This window comes from Nocardioides thalensis (assembly GCF_013410655.1).
In the GTDB taxonomy this organism is placed as follows: Bacteria; Actinomycetota; Actinomycetes; order Propionibacteriales; family Nocardioidaceae; genus Nocardioides; species Nocardioides thalensis.
In genome coordinates this window covers 2,253,260-2,267,186 of sequence record NZ_JACCFP010000001.1, presented here as the reverse complement: position 1 = coordinate 2,267,186, position 13,927 = coordinate 2,253,260, and the positions used below count along the sequence as shown (strand labels likewise).

Sequence of the window (13,927 nt, the reverse complement as noted above, 5' to 3'; positions counted from 1 at the left end):
GGACCCGAAGCAAGACCGGCATCACGCCGAGTTGACGCGGAAGTTCACGCCGAGTAATGTTTCACAGGTTGCCCCGCGACCGGCCAGCAGGTGACTGCCAGGCGGCGCGAGCGCGTGTGATGTTTGAGAACTCAACAGTGTGTCATGCAGATAGCGATTATGCTTGTTTGTGCGCATCTGTCTGCGCCCTTTGTGGTGTGGGTGGGTGTTGTGTTTTCGGCAATCGATGATTCTGGCGAATGCTAGTTTTGTTTGTTTGTCAGGTTTGGATTTTCTTATGGAGAGTTTGATCCTGGCTCAGGACGAACGCTGGCGGCGTGCTTAACACATGCAAGTCGAGCGGTAAGGCTCCTTCGGGGGTACACGAGCGGCGAACGGGTGAGTAACACGTGAGTAATCTGCCCATGGCTCTGGGATAAGCACTCGAAAGGGTGTCTAATACCGGATATGACCAACCTTGGCATCTTGTGTTGGTGGAAAGTTTTTTCGGCTATGGATGTGCTCGCGGCCTATCAGCTTGTTGGTGGGGTAATGGCCTACCAAGGCTTTGACGGGTAGCCGGCCTGAGAGGGTGACCGGTCACACTGGGACTGAGACACGGCCCAGACTCCTACGGGAGGCAGCAGTGGGGAATATTGGACAATGGGCGGAAGCCTGATCCAGCAACGCCGCGTGAGGGATGACGGCCTTCGGGTTGTAAACCTCTTTCAACAGGGACGAAGCGGAAGTGACGGTACCTGTAGAAGAAGCACCGGCCAACTACGTGCCAGCAGCCGCGGTAATACGTAGGGTGCGAGCGTTGTCCGGAATTATTGGGCGTAAAGGGCTCGTAGGCGGTTTGTCGCGTCGGGAGTGAAAACATCGGGCTTAACTCGGTGCTTGCTTTCGATACGGGCAGACTTGAGGCATGCAGGGGAGAACGGAATTCCTGGTGTAGCGGTGAAATGCGCAGATATCAGGAGGAACACCGGTGGCGAAGGCGGTTCTCTGGGCATGTTCTGACGCTGAGGAGCGAAAGTGTGGGGAGCGAACAGGATTAGATACCCTGGTAGTCCACACCGTAAACGTTGGGCGCTAGGTGTGGGATCCTTCCACGGGTTCCGTGCCGTAGCTAACGCATTAAGCGCCCCGCCTGGGGAGTACGGCCGCAAGGCTAAAACTCAAAGGAATTGACGGGGGCCCGCACAAGCGGCGGAGCATGCGGATTAATTCGATGCAACGCGAAGAACCTTACCTGGGTTTGACATACACCGGAAGCCCCCAGAGATGGGGGTCTCTTTGATACTGGTGTACAGGTGGTGCATGGCTGTCGTCAGCTCGTGTCGTGAGATGTTGGGTTAAGTCCCGCAACGAGCGCAACCCTCGTTCCATGTTGCCAGCAATTCGGTTGGGGACTCATGGGAGACTGCCGGGGTCAACTCGGAGGAAGGTGGGGATGACGTCAAGTCATCATGCCCCTTATGTCCAGGGCTTCACGCATGCTACAATGGCCGGTACAAAGGGCTGCGATCCTGTGAGGGTGAGCGAATCCCAAAAAGCCGGTCTCAGTTCGGATTGGGGTCTGCAACTCGACCCCATGAAGTCGGAGTCGCTAGTAATCGCAGATCAGCAACGCTGCGGTGAATACGTTCCCGGGCCTTGTACACACCGCCCGTCACGTCACGAAAGTCGGCAACACCCGAAGCCGGTGGCCTAACCCTTGTGGGGGGAGCCGTCGAAGGTGGGGCTGGCGATTGGGACGAAGTCGTAACAAGGTAGCCGTACCGGAAGGTGCGGCTGGATCACCTCCTTTCTAAGGAGCACACCCCGTGACGCCAGTCGAATGTACTGGCGCGGTTGGGGGTGTTCACTAGTGGACGCAAACAAGCTTGCTGGGCCCCTTTGGGGGTTCAGGTATCGCGCATGGCACGCTGTTGGGTGTCTGAGGCATCAGACGCCGGCTGGGAGGGATCTCCTGGCAGGGGCTGGTTGGGCTTCTTGTTGTTTGATTCTTGGATAGTGGACGCGAGCAGACCACGCTTCGTTTGCCCCTTTACGGGGGTTGATCGGGTCGTGGTTTGTAGTGTGATAGTTCGCAATGAATGTAGTTTTGTGTCTTGATATACAGCTCATGCATATGAGCTCGCAAGATGGCATCTGATGCGCCTGCTCTTATTTTGTTGGGGTGGGTGTGTTTGTTTGTTGTGTTGTGGGTTTGTTTGGCAAGTTGGTAAGGGCACATGGTGGATGCCTTGGCATCGAGAGCCGATGAAGGACGTTCCAGCCTGCGATATTCCCTGGGGAGTTGGCAAGGAAGCGTTGATCCGGGGGTTTCCGAATGGGGTAACCCAGCACGAGTCATGTCGTGTTACCTGCACCTGAATGAAATAGGGTGTTGGGAGGGAACGTGGGGAAGTGAAACATCTCAGTACCCACAGGAAGAGAAAACAATAGTGATTCCGAGAGTAGTGGCGAGCGAAATCGGATGAGGCCAAACTTGTCTCGTGTGATACCCGGCAGGGGTTGCGAGGTGAGGGTTGTGGGATTTACCTGGAGCATTCTGCCGGATGCTCGCTAGTGTGCGTGTTGAAGTCGAAGTCCGTTGGGAAGCGGTGCCGTAGCGGGTGATAGCCCCGTAGGTGTAAGACACGTGTGTTGGTGGGGTTTTTTCCCAAGTAACATGCCACTCCTGGAATGGTGTGTGAATCTGGCGGGACCACCCGTTAAGCCTAAATACTTCTCGATGACCGATAGCGGACCAGTACCGTGAGGGAAAGGTGAAAAGTACCCCTGGCGGGGAGTGAAATAGTACCTGAAACCATGTGCCTACAATCCGTCAGAGCCCGGCTGCCACTTGTGGTGTTGGGGTGATGGCGTGCCTTTTGAAGAATGAGCCTGCGAGTTAGCGGTGTGTGGCGAGGTTAACCCGTGTGGGGTAGCCGTAGCGAAAGCGAGTCCTAATAGGGCGGTTGAGTCGCACGCTCTAGACCCGAAGCGGAGTGATCTATCCATGGGCAGGTTGAAGCGCCGGTAAGACGGCGTGGAGGACCGAACCCACTTCAGTTGAAAATGGAGGGGATGACCTGTGGATAGGGGTGAAAGGCCAATCAAACTCCGTGATAGCTGGTTCTCCCCGAAATGCATTTAGGTGCAGCGTTGCGTGTTGCTTGCCGGAGGTAGAGCACTGGATAGCCGATGGGCCCTACCAGGTTACTGACGTTAGCCAAACTCCGAATGCCGGTAAGTGTAAGCGTGGCAGTGAGACTGCGGGCGATAAGGTTCGTAGTCGAGAGGGAAACAGCCCAGACCATCGGCTAAGGCCCCTAAGGGGCGGCTAAGTGGAAAAGGATGTGGAGTCGCAGTGACAACCAGGAGGTTGGCTTGGAAGCAGCCACCCTTGAAAGAGTGCGTAATAGCTCACTGGTCAAGTGATTCCGCGCCGACAATGTAGCGGGGCTCAAGCCGTCCGCCGAAGCCATGGCAACCATGCAGATACCCGTAAGGGGTGTGGTTGGGTAGGGGAGCGTCGTCTTCCGGGTGAAGCCGCGGAGTGATCCAGCGGTGGATGGGAGACGAGTGAGAATGCAGGCATGAGTAGCGAATCACGGGTGAGAAACCCGTGCGCCGAATGATCAAGGGTTCCAGGGTCAAGCTAATCTGCCCTGGGTAAGTCGGGACCTAAGGCGAGGCCGACAGGCGTAGTCGATGGACAACCAGTTGATATTCTGGTACCGGCGCCATGCCGTCCCTGACGAGCCCGGTGATGCTAACCACCCGAAGCACCACGTATCGATCCCTTCGGGGTGAGAGCGTGGTGTGGAGCGTGGGATCCGATCCGGTAGTAGTCAAGCGATGGGGTGACACAGGAAGGTAGCCCAACCACCGCGATGGTTGACGGTGGGTAAGCCCGTAGGGCGAGTGGTAGGCAAATCCGCCACTCTGACTTGAATGTCGGGCCTGAGAGGTGATGCCGACCCCGTAGGGGGGAAGTGGGTGATCCTATGCTGTCGAGAAAAACCTCTAGCGAGGAATGGTGCCGCCCGTACCCCAAACCGACTCAGGTGATCAGGTAGAGAATACCAAGGCGATCGAGACAACCATGGTTAAGGAACTCGGCAAAATGCCCCCGTAACTTCGGGAGAAGGGGGACCCGGATCGTGACCCCACTTGCTGGGTGAGCGTGAAGGGTCGCAGAGACCAGGCCCAAGCGACTGTTTACTAAAAACACAGGTCCGTGCGAAGTTGTAAGACGATGTATACGGACTGACTCCTGCCCGGTGCTGGAAGGTTAAGAGGACCTGTTAGACCCTTCGGGGTCGAAGCGGAGAATTTAAGCCCCAGTAAACGGCGGTGGTAACTATAACCATCCTAAGGTAGCGAAATTCCTTGTCGGGTAAGTTCCGACCTGCACGAATGGAGTAACGACTTGGGCGCTGTCTCAACCATGGACTCGGCGAAATTGCACTACGAGTAAAGATGCTCGTTACGCGCGGCAGGACGGAAAGACCCCGGGACCTTTACTATAGTTTGGCATTGGTGTTTGGTTCGGCTTGTGTAGGATAGGTGGGAGACTGTGAAACCCGGACGCCAGTTCGGGTGGAGTCATCGTTGAAATACCACTCTGGTCGTACTAGATGTCTAACCTAGGGCCATGATCTGGTTCAGGGACAGTGCCTGATGGGTAGTTTAACTGGGGCGGTTGCCTCCCAAAATGTAACGGAGGCGCTCAAAGGTTCCCTCAGCCTGGTTGGCAATCAGGTTTCGAGTGTAAGTGCACAAGGGAGCTTGACTGTGAGACAGACATGTCGAGCAGGGACGAAAGTCGGAACTAGTGATCCGGCACCACCATGTGGAAGGGGTGTCGCTCAACGGATAAAAGGTACCCCGGGGATAACAGGCTGATCTTCCCCAAGAGTCCATATCGACGGGATGGTTTGGCACCTCGATGTCGGCTCGTCGCATCCTGGGGCTGGAGTAGGTCCCAAGGGTTGGGCTGTTCGCCCATTAAAGCGGCACGCGAGCTGGGTTTAGAACGTCGTGAGACAGTTCGGTCCCTATCCGCCGCGCGCGTAGGAAACTTGAGAAAGGCTGTCCCTAGTACGAGAGGACCGGGATGGACGAACCTCTGGTGTGCCAGTTGTACCGCCAGGTGCAGGGCTGGTTAGCTACGTTCGGAAGTGATAACCGCTGAACGCATCTAAGCGGGAAGCACGTTTCAAGATGAGGTTTCCCCACCCCTTTGAGGGTGTAAGGCCCCCAACAGACTATTGGGTTGATAGGCCGGAGGTGTACAGCAGCAATGCCCAGCCGACCGGTACTAATAGGCCGAACACTTGCCACACAAACCCCCAACACAACACACAAACACCACAGTGTTGCGGGCAATCACACACCACACACACGCCGTGTAAATCGCGTCCACAATCCAACCACCCCACGGGTCACAACACCCAACACACACGGGGTGGTTCATAGAGTTACGGCGGCCATAGCGACAGGGAAACACCCGGTCCCATACCGAACCCGGAAGTTAAGCCTGCCAGCGCCGATGGTACTGCAACCGAGAGGTCGTGGGAGAGTAGGACGCCGCCGGACATTCTTTCGACGAGGGCCACCCGATTCCGGGTGGCCCTCGTTCGTTTTGGCCCCTTTCGGACCGCCAGTTGCGCACAGGAGGCAGGGCCGACCACGTTCTCCACAGGCGGGCGCGACGATGCGGACGCCTGTCGGCCCTCCTGACGACGCTCGTCGGCGAAGGAGGTGCCGGATGAGCACGAAGGACAGGGACAAGAGGGACCAGTCGAGCAAAGACCAGTCGAGCAAGGACAAGTCGAGCACGGCCAGGGCGTCGGAGGAGCCGGCCTGCAACGAGGTGCGGCTCCAGGGCCGGGTGTCGGGGACTCCCGAGGTGCGCGAGCTGCCGAGCGGCGACGCGCTGGTCCTGGTGCGCGTGGTGGTCGCGCGGGTTCCGGTGCGGCCCCGGGCTGACGGGAGACGCTCGCCATCGGTCGACGTGATCGACTGCGCTGCCTGGGACGGCCGCGCTCGCCGGGCGATCGCCTCGTGGCAGGAGGGCGACGAGGTCGCCCTGGTGGGGGCGCTGCGGCGGAGGTTCTTCCGCGCCGGCGGACAGACCGCCTCCCGGGTGGAGGTCGAGGTCAGCTCGGCGCGTCGTCTTCGTCGCGCAGCGAGCGGATGAAGACGCCGAGGCTCGGCTTGGGCTGGAACGACGTCGCCTTCTCGGGCAGCAGCCGGTCGGCCTCGGCGATCGCGCGCACGAGGTCGAACGACGGTGCCGGCATCAGCACGGCGGTGACCTTCCCCGGGGTCGCCTGTGCCAGGGCCTCGTCGACGGAGTGGTGGAAGCCGACGGCCGAGGGACCGTGCGGGAGGGCGGGCACGATGTGCGCGTGCAGGACCTCGACCGCCGCACGGTCGCCGGTCTCGAGCCCGACCGTCGCCCACCGACGCCCGTCGGTGGCGGCCAGCTGGGTCGACGCGAGCGCGGCGACGGCCTCGTTGCGGTCGCGCTCGCCGTAGGACATGCCGACGCTCTCGACGGCGACCCGGAGGTCGTCGAGCGACGTCCCGACGAGGCTGCGGTGGATCGCGCCGAGGAACAGGGGAGTGTCGCCCTGGTCGACCAGCATGGCCAGGCCGCGGTCGCACGGCCCACCCGGACGGCGCCGCTGCAGCCGGAGGTAGGCCGCGTAGCGGTGGTGACCGTCGGCGATGAGCGCGCGCGATGTCGCGAGCTCGCCGGCGATCAGACGGAGCAGGTCGCGGTCGCGGATCGCCCAGATCCGGTGCTGCTGCTCGGACCGGTCGGTGAACTGGTGGTCGGGGGGTTGGGCGGCGACACCCGCCAGGGCCGTGCGGGCGGCGTCGGTCGCCCGGTGCACGAGCAGGATCGGCGCGGGATTGAGCTGCATCTCGGCCATCCGGTCGGCCAGGTCGTCGGCCTGCGCGGGATGGATGCCCTCGTGGGGCAGCACCGCGCGGTCCTCGGGACGGGTGGCGCGGGTCGACACGTCCAGGGCTCCCACGATCCCGCGCACGCTGATCCCCGCTGAGGAGTACTCGTGCAGGTAGAGCGCCGGCTCCTCGTCGCGGACCAGCAGTCCCCGGCCCTGCCAACGCGACAGGCGGTTGGCCACGTCCTTGTAGGGACGGGCGAACGCCCGGCCGGTGGACGGATCGCCGATCCGGGCTGGGACCAGCCGCAGCGCGCGGAACGGCTCGAGTCGCAACGGGCCCGCGATGTACGGCGGCGGCACGACCGTGTGCGAGTCCATCCGGGAATCCTACGTAGGACCGGTCAACCGGCTCTGGCAGGGTTGTCGGGGTGTTGGGAGACTGTGAGGTCCCGCTCGTGGACCGCTACGACCTCGTGATGCTCGACCTCGACGGCGTGGTCTACGTCGGGCCCGAGGCCGTGCCCGGCGCCGCGGACCAGCTGGCCGCCGTGCGCGACGCGGGCACCGCGGTCGCGTTCATCACCAACAACGCGGCGCGGACCCCCGACCGCGTCGCCGAGCACCTGACCGACCTCGGGATCGCGGCATCGAGGGACGACGTGGTGACGTCGGCCCAGGCTGCCGCGCGGCTGCTCCTCGACCGGTTCGGCCCGCGGGCGCCGGTGGCGGCGCTCGGGGGCCCGGGCCTGCATGCGGCGCTGGTCGAGGCCGGGCTGCGCCCGGTCGGTCCGGAGGACGACGCTGTGGCAGCGGTGACGGGCTACGGGCCCGAGGTGCTGTGGCGCGACATCATGCGGGTCGCCGTACGGATCCGCGACGGCCTCCCGTGGGTCGCGAGCAACGGCGACCTGACGATCCCGACCCCGTTCGGCGTGGCGCCCGGGCACGGCGTCCTCGTCGAGACGATCAGCCGCTTCAGCGGGGTGAGCCCGACGGTCGCCGGCAAGCCGGAGCGGCCGTTGCTCGACGAGACCGTGCGCCGCGTCGGCGGCGACCGCCCGCTCATGGTCGGCGACCGGCTCGACACCGACATCGAGGGCGCCCGCCGGGCCGGCACCGACTCGCTCCTGGTCCTCACCGGCGTCACGCGGCTGCGCGAGCTCGTCGAGGCCCGGCCGGAGGAGCGTCCGACGTACGTCGCCCGCGACCTCGGCGGCCTCTTCACCGCGCACCAGTCGCCCCGTGCCGTGGGGGACGGGTGGGAGCTGGGCGGGTGGCGGGGCTCCGTCGTCGACGGCCGGCTCGAGGTGGCGGGGACCGGTGGCCCGGACGACTGGTGGCGGGTCGCGGCGACCGCCTCGTGGGCCCACCGCGACGCGACCGGCGACACCGCCGACACCGCGGGCGTGGGGGTGCCCGATCCGCGCACCGCGGGGCGGTAGCCTCCGTGGCATGACCGAGGTACCTCAGCCGGGCACGAGTGCCACCAACGCGCCGGTGACGACGGGAATCGCGTCGATCGACTCCGTGCTCGACCTGGTCGCCGGGCTCGAGAGCCGGCCGCTGGAGGAGCACGCTCCCGTCTTCGAGGCCGCGCACGCCGAGCTGCGCCAGGCGCTCGACGATCCGCCCGCCGCTTCCTGACCGCGCACCTGCCCATGCCCCCTCGAAGGCTGCGGCTCGACGCCGAGCTGGTCCGCCGCGGCCTCGCGCCCTCGCGGGAGCGTGCCGCGCGGCTGATCGCCGACGGCAGGGTCAAGGTGGGTGGCGCGGTGGCGTCCAAACCCGCAACCGGCGTCACGACTGACGTCGCGATCGTCGTCAGCGAGGCCGAGGACGGCCCCGACTACGTGTCGCGCGGCGCCCACAAGCTGGTGGGCGCCCTCGCCGCCTTCGGCCCGCTCGGCCTGGAGGTGCGTGGCCGCCGCTGCCTGGACGCCGGGGCGTCCACGGGTGGCTTCACCGACGTCCTGCTCCGCGAGGGCGCGTCCGAGGTCGTGGCCGTCGACGTGGGCTACGGCCAGCTCGACTGGTCGATCCGCCAGCACGAGCGGGTCCGCGTCCACGACCGCACCAACGTGCGGACCCTGACGCCGGAGCAGATCGGCGGTCCGGTCGACCTGGTCGTCGGGGACCTGTCGTTCATCTCGCTGGTCCTCGTCCTCGACGCCCTGCTCGGCGTGACGCGGGACGACGGCGACCTCGCGCTGATGGTCAAGCCGCAGTTCGAGGTCGGCAAGGACCGGATCGGGAAGGGTGGTGTCGTCCGGGACCCCGAGCTCCGCGCGGAGACCGTGCTGGCGGTCGCGCACGCCGCGGCCGAGCGCGGCTGGGGAGCCCGGGCCGTCACCGTCAGCCCGCTCCCCGGGCCGTCCGGGAACGTCGAGTTCTTCCTGTGGCTGCGTCGCGGCCCGGCGACCGTCGGCGACGAGGAGGTCGCAGCCGTCGTACGGCGAGGCGTCGCGACTGACGCGGGTCGTGACGGCGGGGGATGAGAGAGTTGCTCCCATGACCGAGCCTGCCGCAGCCCGCGCCGTCGACGACGTGCGCCGCGTGCTGGTGCTCGCGCACATCGGCCGCGACGCTGCCCGCGACGTGGCGCGGTCGTTCGTGAAGGAGCTCACCGGCCACGGCATCGTCGTGCGGCTCCTGCGCAACGAGGCCGACGCGCTCGGGCTCGACCCCGCCGGCTACGCCCCCGCGATCGAGCTCACCGACTCCGAGACCGACGCCAGTCACGGCTGCGAGCTCACCGTGGTGATCGGCGGCGACGGCAGCATCCTGCGCGCGGTCGAGCTCACGCATGAGCGTCTGACCCCGGTGCTGGGCGTCAACCTCGGTCATGTGGGCTTCCTGGCCGAGGCCGAGGTCGAGGACGTCGCCAACACGATCGACGCGATCGTCGCGCAGCGCTACACCACCGAGGACCGGCTCACCCTCGACGTGCGGGCCTATCACGACGGCGAGCTTGTCTACTCGACGTTCGCTCTCAACGAGGCGAGCGTCGAGAAGGCCGCCCGGGAGCGGATGCTCGAGGTCGTCGTCGAGATCGACGCGCGACCGCTGTCGCGGTGGGGCTGTGACGGGGTCGTGTGCGCGACGCCGACGGGCTCGACCGCCTACAACTTCAGCGCCGGCGGCCCGGTCGTCTGGCCGCAGGTCGAGGCTCTCTGCGTCGTGCCGCTGAGCGCCCACGCGCTGTTCGCGCGGCCGATGGTGGTCGCGCCGTCGTCGGTCATCGCGATCGAGGTGCTCGCCGGCAGCGAGGGCTCCGGGGTGCTCTGGTGCGACGGCCGGCGCAGCGTCGACCTGCCGCCCGGCGCGCGGATCGAGGTCAGCCGCGGCGCCCGGCCGGTCCGCCTGGTCCGGCTGCACCAAGCCCCGTTCACCGACCGACTGGTCGCCAAGTTCGACCTGTCGGTCGAGGGCTGGCGTGGCGCCGGCGAGCAGCGGAGGCTCCGGCAGTGATCGAGGAGATCCGCATCAGCTCGCTCGGGGTGATCGACTCCTCGACGCTCGAGCTCGGGCCCGGCCTGACGGTGATCACCGGCGAGACCGGCGCCGGCAAGACCATGGTCGTGACCGCGCTCGGGCTGTTGCTCGGCGGCCGCGCCGACAGCGGCGCCGTACGAGCGGGAGCCAAGCAGGCACGGGTCGAGGGCGTCGTCGACGCCTCCGACATCGACGGACTGGTCGATGCCGTCGACGAGGCCGGGGGAGAGGTCGAGGACGGCCGGGTCGTGCTCGCCCGCAACGTCAGCGCCGAGGGCCGGTCCCGTGCCTACGTGGGTGGCGCCGGCGTCCCGGTCACGACCCTGTCCGAGCTCGCCGAGCCGCTCGTCGCCGTCCACGGTCAGTCCGACCAGCACCGGCTGCTCAAGCCGCAGACCCAGCGCCGTGCCCTCGACCGGTTCGGCGCCGACGGGATCGACCCGCTGCTCGAGAGCTACCGCGCGCTCCACGGCGAGCTCGTCGCGACCGAGCGCGAGCTGGCCGAGGTGACCGCCAGTGCCCGGGAGCGCGCCCGCGAGGCCGACCTGCTGCGCTTCGGCGTCGGCGAGGTCGAGGCCGTCGCGCCCCAGCCCGGCGAGGACGCGGAGCTCGCGTCCGAGGAGGCACGGCTCGGGCACGCCGACACCCTGCGCACGGCCGCCGAGCAGGCCCGCGAGGCGCTCTCGAGCGAGCAGGGCCAGCCCGACGCCCTCGGCGCCGTCTCCGCGGCGCGCGGGCTGCTGGAGGGCGTCCGCGAGCACGACGCCGAGGCCGGCGAGCTCGCCGACCGGGTCGCCGAGATCACCTACCTGCTCTCCGACGTCGCCGCCGACGTCGCGTCCTACGCCGCGCGCATCGACACCGACCCGACCCGTCTCGCGGCCGTGTCGGAGCGGCGTGCCGCCCTCACCGGCCTCACCCGCAAGTACGGCGAGACGGTCGACGAGGTGCTCGCCTGGATGGAGCAGTCCTCCGCCCGTCTGCTCGAGCTCGACTCGACCGACGACCGCATCCAGCACCTCGCGGCGGAGAGCGCCCGCCTCCGGGCCGAGCTCGCTGACGTGGCCGCCGACCTGAGCGCGGCGCGCACGAGCGCCGCCGACAAGCTGGCGACCGCCGTGACCGAGGAGCTCAGCCTTCTCGCGATGCCGCACGCGAGCATGACCGTCTCCGTGACGCAGCGCGAGGCGCCCGCGCCGGAGGATCCCGACCGCCCCGAGCCCGACGTGCTCCTCGTGGGCGACCGTTGGCTCCGCTTCGGTCGCTCGGGCATCGACGACGTCGAGCTCCTGCTCGCGGCCAACACGGGTTCCGAGCCCCGGCCCCTCGGCAAGGGCGCCTCGGGCGGCGAGCTTTCCCGGGTGATGCTCGCCGTCGAGGTGTGCCTCGCCGGCACCAGCCCCGTGCCGACGTTCGTCTTCGACGAGGTCGACGCCGGGGTCGGCGGCGCGGCGGCGGTCGAGATCGGCCGCCGTCTCGCCGAGCTCGCCCGCTCCGCGCAGGTGCTCGTGGTGACGCACCTCCCGCAGGTCGCGGCGTACGCCGACCGCCACGTCGTCGTCGAGAAGGCGAGCGACGGCACGATCACCAGCTCCGGGCTCACGACGCTCGACGACGCGGGCCGCGAGCGCGAGCTGTCCCGGATGCTGGCGGGCATGGCCGAGTCCGACACGGCGCTCGCCCACGCGAGGGAGCTGCTGGAGGTCGCGCGCAGGCGCGACTGAGAATCTTCCGGCGCGGCGCGGCGGAAACGTGCAGGAACGGCCCGGCAACGGATAGCATGGAATCCCGTGAAGATGGCTCCGGGTTCGGCTACGACCAAGCACTTGTTCGTCACCGGGGGCGTCGCCTCCTCTCTGGGCAAGGGCCTCACGGCATCGAGCCTCGGCCGGCTGCTCCGGTCGCGCGGGCTGCGGGTCACCATGCAGAAGCTCGATCCCTACCTGAACGTCGACCCGGGGACGATGAATCCGTTCCAGCACGGCGAGGTCTTCGTGACCAACGACGGCGCCGAGACCGACCTCGACATCGGCCACTACGAGCGGTTCCTCGACGCCGACCTGTCGGGCCACGCGAACGTGACGACCGGTCAGGTCTACTCCAACGTGATCGCCAAGGAGCGCCGCGGCGACTACCTCGGCGAGACGGTCCAGGTGATCCCCCACATCACCAACGAGATCGTCGACCGGATCCTCGCGATGCACGGGCCCGAGGTCGACGTCGTGATCACCGAGGTCGGCGGCACCGTCGGTGACATCGAGTCCCTGCCCTTCCTGGAGGCCGCGCGCCAGGTGCGCCAGCGCATCGGCCGCGACAACGTCTTCTTCGTCCACGTCTCGCTCGTGCCGTACATCGGCCCGTCCCAGGAGCTGAAGACCAAGCCGACCCAGCACTCGGTCGCCGCGCTCCGCCAGATCGGTCTCCAGCCCGACGCGGTCGTCTGCCGCGCCGACCGGGAGCTGCCGCAGGGCATCAAGTCGAAGATCGCCCTGATGTGCGACGTCGACGAGGACGCCGTCGTGACCGCCGCCGACGCGCCCTCGATCTACGACATCCCGAAGGTGCTGCACCGCGAGGGCCTCGACGCCTACGTCGTCCGCAAGCTCGACCTGCCGTTCCGCGACGTCGACTGGTCGGTGTGGGACGACCTGCTCCGCCGGGTCCACCACCCCAAGGAGGAGGTCACCGTCGCGCTGGTCGGAAAGTACATCGACCTGCCCGACGCCTACCTCTCGGTCGCCGAGGCGCTGAAGGCGGGCGGCTTCGCGCAGGAGTCGAAGGTCAACATCCGCTGGATCCCGTCCGACGAGTGCGAGACGCCGGCCGGAGCGGCCAAGCAGCTCTCCGACGTCGACGCGGTCTGCGTGCCGGGTGGGTTCGGCATCCGCGGCCTCGAGGGCAAGCTCGGCGCGCTCACCTACGCCCGCACCCACGGCATCCCGGCGCTCGGGCTGTGCCTCGGCCTCCAGTGCATGGTCATCGAGTACAGCCGCTCCGTCCTCGGCCTGGAGAAGGCGGGATCGACCGAGTTCGACCCCGACACGCCCGAGCCGGTGATCGCCACGATCGAGGAGCAGAAGTCCTACGTCGAGGGCGCGGGCGACCTCGGCGGCACCATGCGCCTGGGCGCGCAGCCCGCGGACCTAGTCCGCGGCAGCGTCGTCGCGGAGACCTACGGCGCCACCCGGGTCGAGGAGCGGCACCGCCACCGCTACGAGGTCAACAACGACTACGTCGAGCAGCTCACGACCGCCGGCCTGGTCTTCTCGGGCACCAACCCCGACAACGGGCTGGTCGAGTTCGTCGAGCTCCCGCGCGACGTGCACCCGTACTACGTCGGCACCCAGGCGCACCCCGAGCTCAAGTCGCGCCCGACCCGGCCGCACCCGCTGTTCTCCGGGCTGATCGGCGCCGCCCTCAGCCGGCAGAAGGAGCTGCGGTTCCCGATCGAGGTCCCGATCGACGAGTCGGTCCAGGACCAGGTGTCGATTGAGCGCGTCGACGCGGAGTAGTGACGTACGGCACCACCGTGGGCATAG

At 66.5% G+C, this 13,927-nt stretch carries 8 protein-coding genes and 3 rRNA genes; 10 read left to right on the top strand and 1 reads right to left on the bottom strand.

Annotated elements, in window-relative coordinates; genetic code table 11:
• Positions 1-274: 274 nt before the first annotated feature.
• From HNR19_RS11130 to HNR19_RS11115, 4 genes are all read left to right on the top strand, one after another.
• Positions 275-1,792 (top strand): 16S ribosomal RNA (locus tag HNR19_RS11130).
• 407 nt (positions 1,793-2,199) lie between these two features.
• A 23S ribosomal RNA gene (locus HNR19_RS11125) occupies positions 2,200-5,320 on the top strand.
• A gap of 137 nt (positions 5,321-5,457) precedes the next feature.
• Positions 5,458-5,574 (top strand): 5S ribosomal RNA (gene rrf, locus HNR19_RS11120).
• The 16S, 23S and 5S rRNA genes sit together here, the layout of an rRNA operon.
• Before the next feature lie 172 nt (positions 5,575-5,746).
• Positions 5,747-6,178: a single-stranded DNA-binding protein gene (locus HNR19_RS11115; RefSeq protein ID WP_179667981.1), complete on the top strand. Its 432-nt coding sequence runs from the start codon at positions 5,747-5,749 to the stop codon at positions 6,176-6,178.
• On the opposite strand, the gene HNR19_RS11110 is transcribed toward HNR19_RS11115, so the two are convergent.
• A complete protein-coding gene (locus HNR19_RS11110; protein WP_179667980.1) occupies positions 6,138-7,274 on the bottom strand; it encodes a DUF1015 family protein in 1,137 nt (378 codons plus the stop codon). The two genes, HNR19_RS11115 and HNR19_RS11110, sit on opposite strands and share 41 nt — an antisense overlap.
• Positions 7,275-7,351: 77 nt before the next feature.
• Between HNR19_RS11110 and HNR19_RS11105 the strand changes: the two genes are divergently transcribed.
• The 6 genes from HNR19_RS11105 (at position 7,352) to pyrG (ending at position 13,900) form a co-directional block, all read left to right on the top strand.
• On the top strand, positions 7,352-8,338 hold the full coding sequence (locus HNR19_RS11105) for an HAD-IIA family hydrolase (RefSeq protein WP_343047150.1): 987 nt from the start codon (positions 7,352-7,354) through the stop codon (positions 8,336-8,338).
• Between the two features lie 10 nt (positions 8,339-8,348).
• Entirely contained in the window at positions 8,349-8,540 is a 192-nt protein-coding gene (locus tag HNR19_RS11100; RefSeq protein WP_179667979.1) for a hypothetical protein, read from the top strand.
• Positions 8,541-8,554: 14 nt separating this feature from the next.
• A complete protein-coding gene (locus HNR19_RS11095; RefSeq protein ID WP_179667978.1) occupies positions 8,555-9,391 on the top strand; it encodes a TlyA family RNA methyltransferase in 837 nt (278 codons plus the stop codon).
• A gap of 13 nt (positions 9,392-9,404) precedes the next feature.
• A complete protein-coding gene (locus HNR19_RS11090) occupies positions 9,405-10,364 on the top strand; it encodes an NAD kinase (protein WP_179667977.1) in 960 nt (319 codons plus the stop codon).
• Positions 10,361-12,112 (top strand): DNA repair protein RecN, encoded by a 1,752-nt coding sequence (gene recN, locus HNR19_RS11085; protein ID WP_179667976.1) that lies wholly within the window; start codon positions 10,361-10,363, stop codon positions 12,110-12,112. The genes HNR19_RS11090 and recN overlap by 4 nt, the downstream gene beginning before the upstream one ends.
• Before the next feature lie 72 nt (positions 12,113-12,184).
• Positions 12,185-13,900 carry a CTP synthase gene (pyrG, locus tag HNR19_RS11080; protein ID WP_179670210.1) on the top strand — a complete coding sequence of 572 codons (1,716 nt, stop codon included), beginning with the start codon at positions 12,185-12,187 and terminating at the stop codon, positions 13,898-13,900.
• The last annotated feature ends 27 nt before the right edge of the window (positions 13,901-13,927 follow it).

Coding starts and splice junctions, on each gene's coding strand:
- HNR19_RS11110 (WP_179667980.1), bottom strand. CDS start 7,274: ATGGACTCGCACACGGTCGTGCCGCCGCCGTACATCGCGGGCCCGTTG.
- HNR19_RS11090 (WP_179667977.1), top strand. CDS start 9,405: ATGACCGAGCCTGCCGCAGCCCGCGCCGTCGACGACGTGCGCCGCGTG.
- HNR19_RS11100 (WP_179667979.1), top strand. CDS start 8,349: ATGACCGAGGTACCTCAGCCGGGCACGAGTGCCACCAACGCGCCGGTG.
- HNR19_RS11115 (WP_179667981.1), top strand. CDS start 5,747: ATGAGCACGAAGGACAGGGACAAGAGGGACCAGTCGAGCAAAGACCAG.
- pyrG (WP_179670210.1), top strand. CDS start 12,185: ATGGCTCCGGGTTCGGCTACGACCAAGCACTTGTTCGTCACCGGGGGC.
- HNR19_RS11095 (WP_179667978.1), top strand. CDS start 8,555: ATGCCCCCTCGAAGGCTGCGGCTCGACGCCGAGCTGGTCCGCCGCGGC.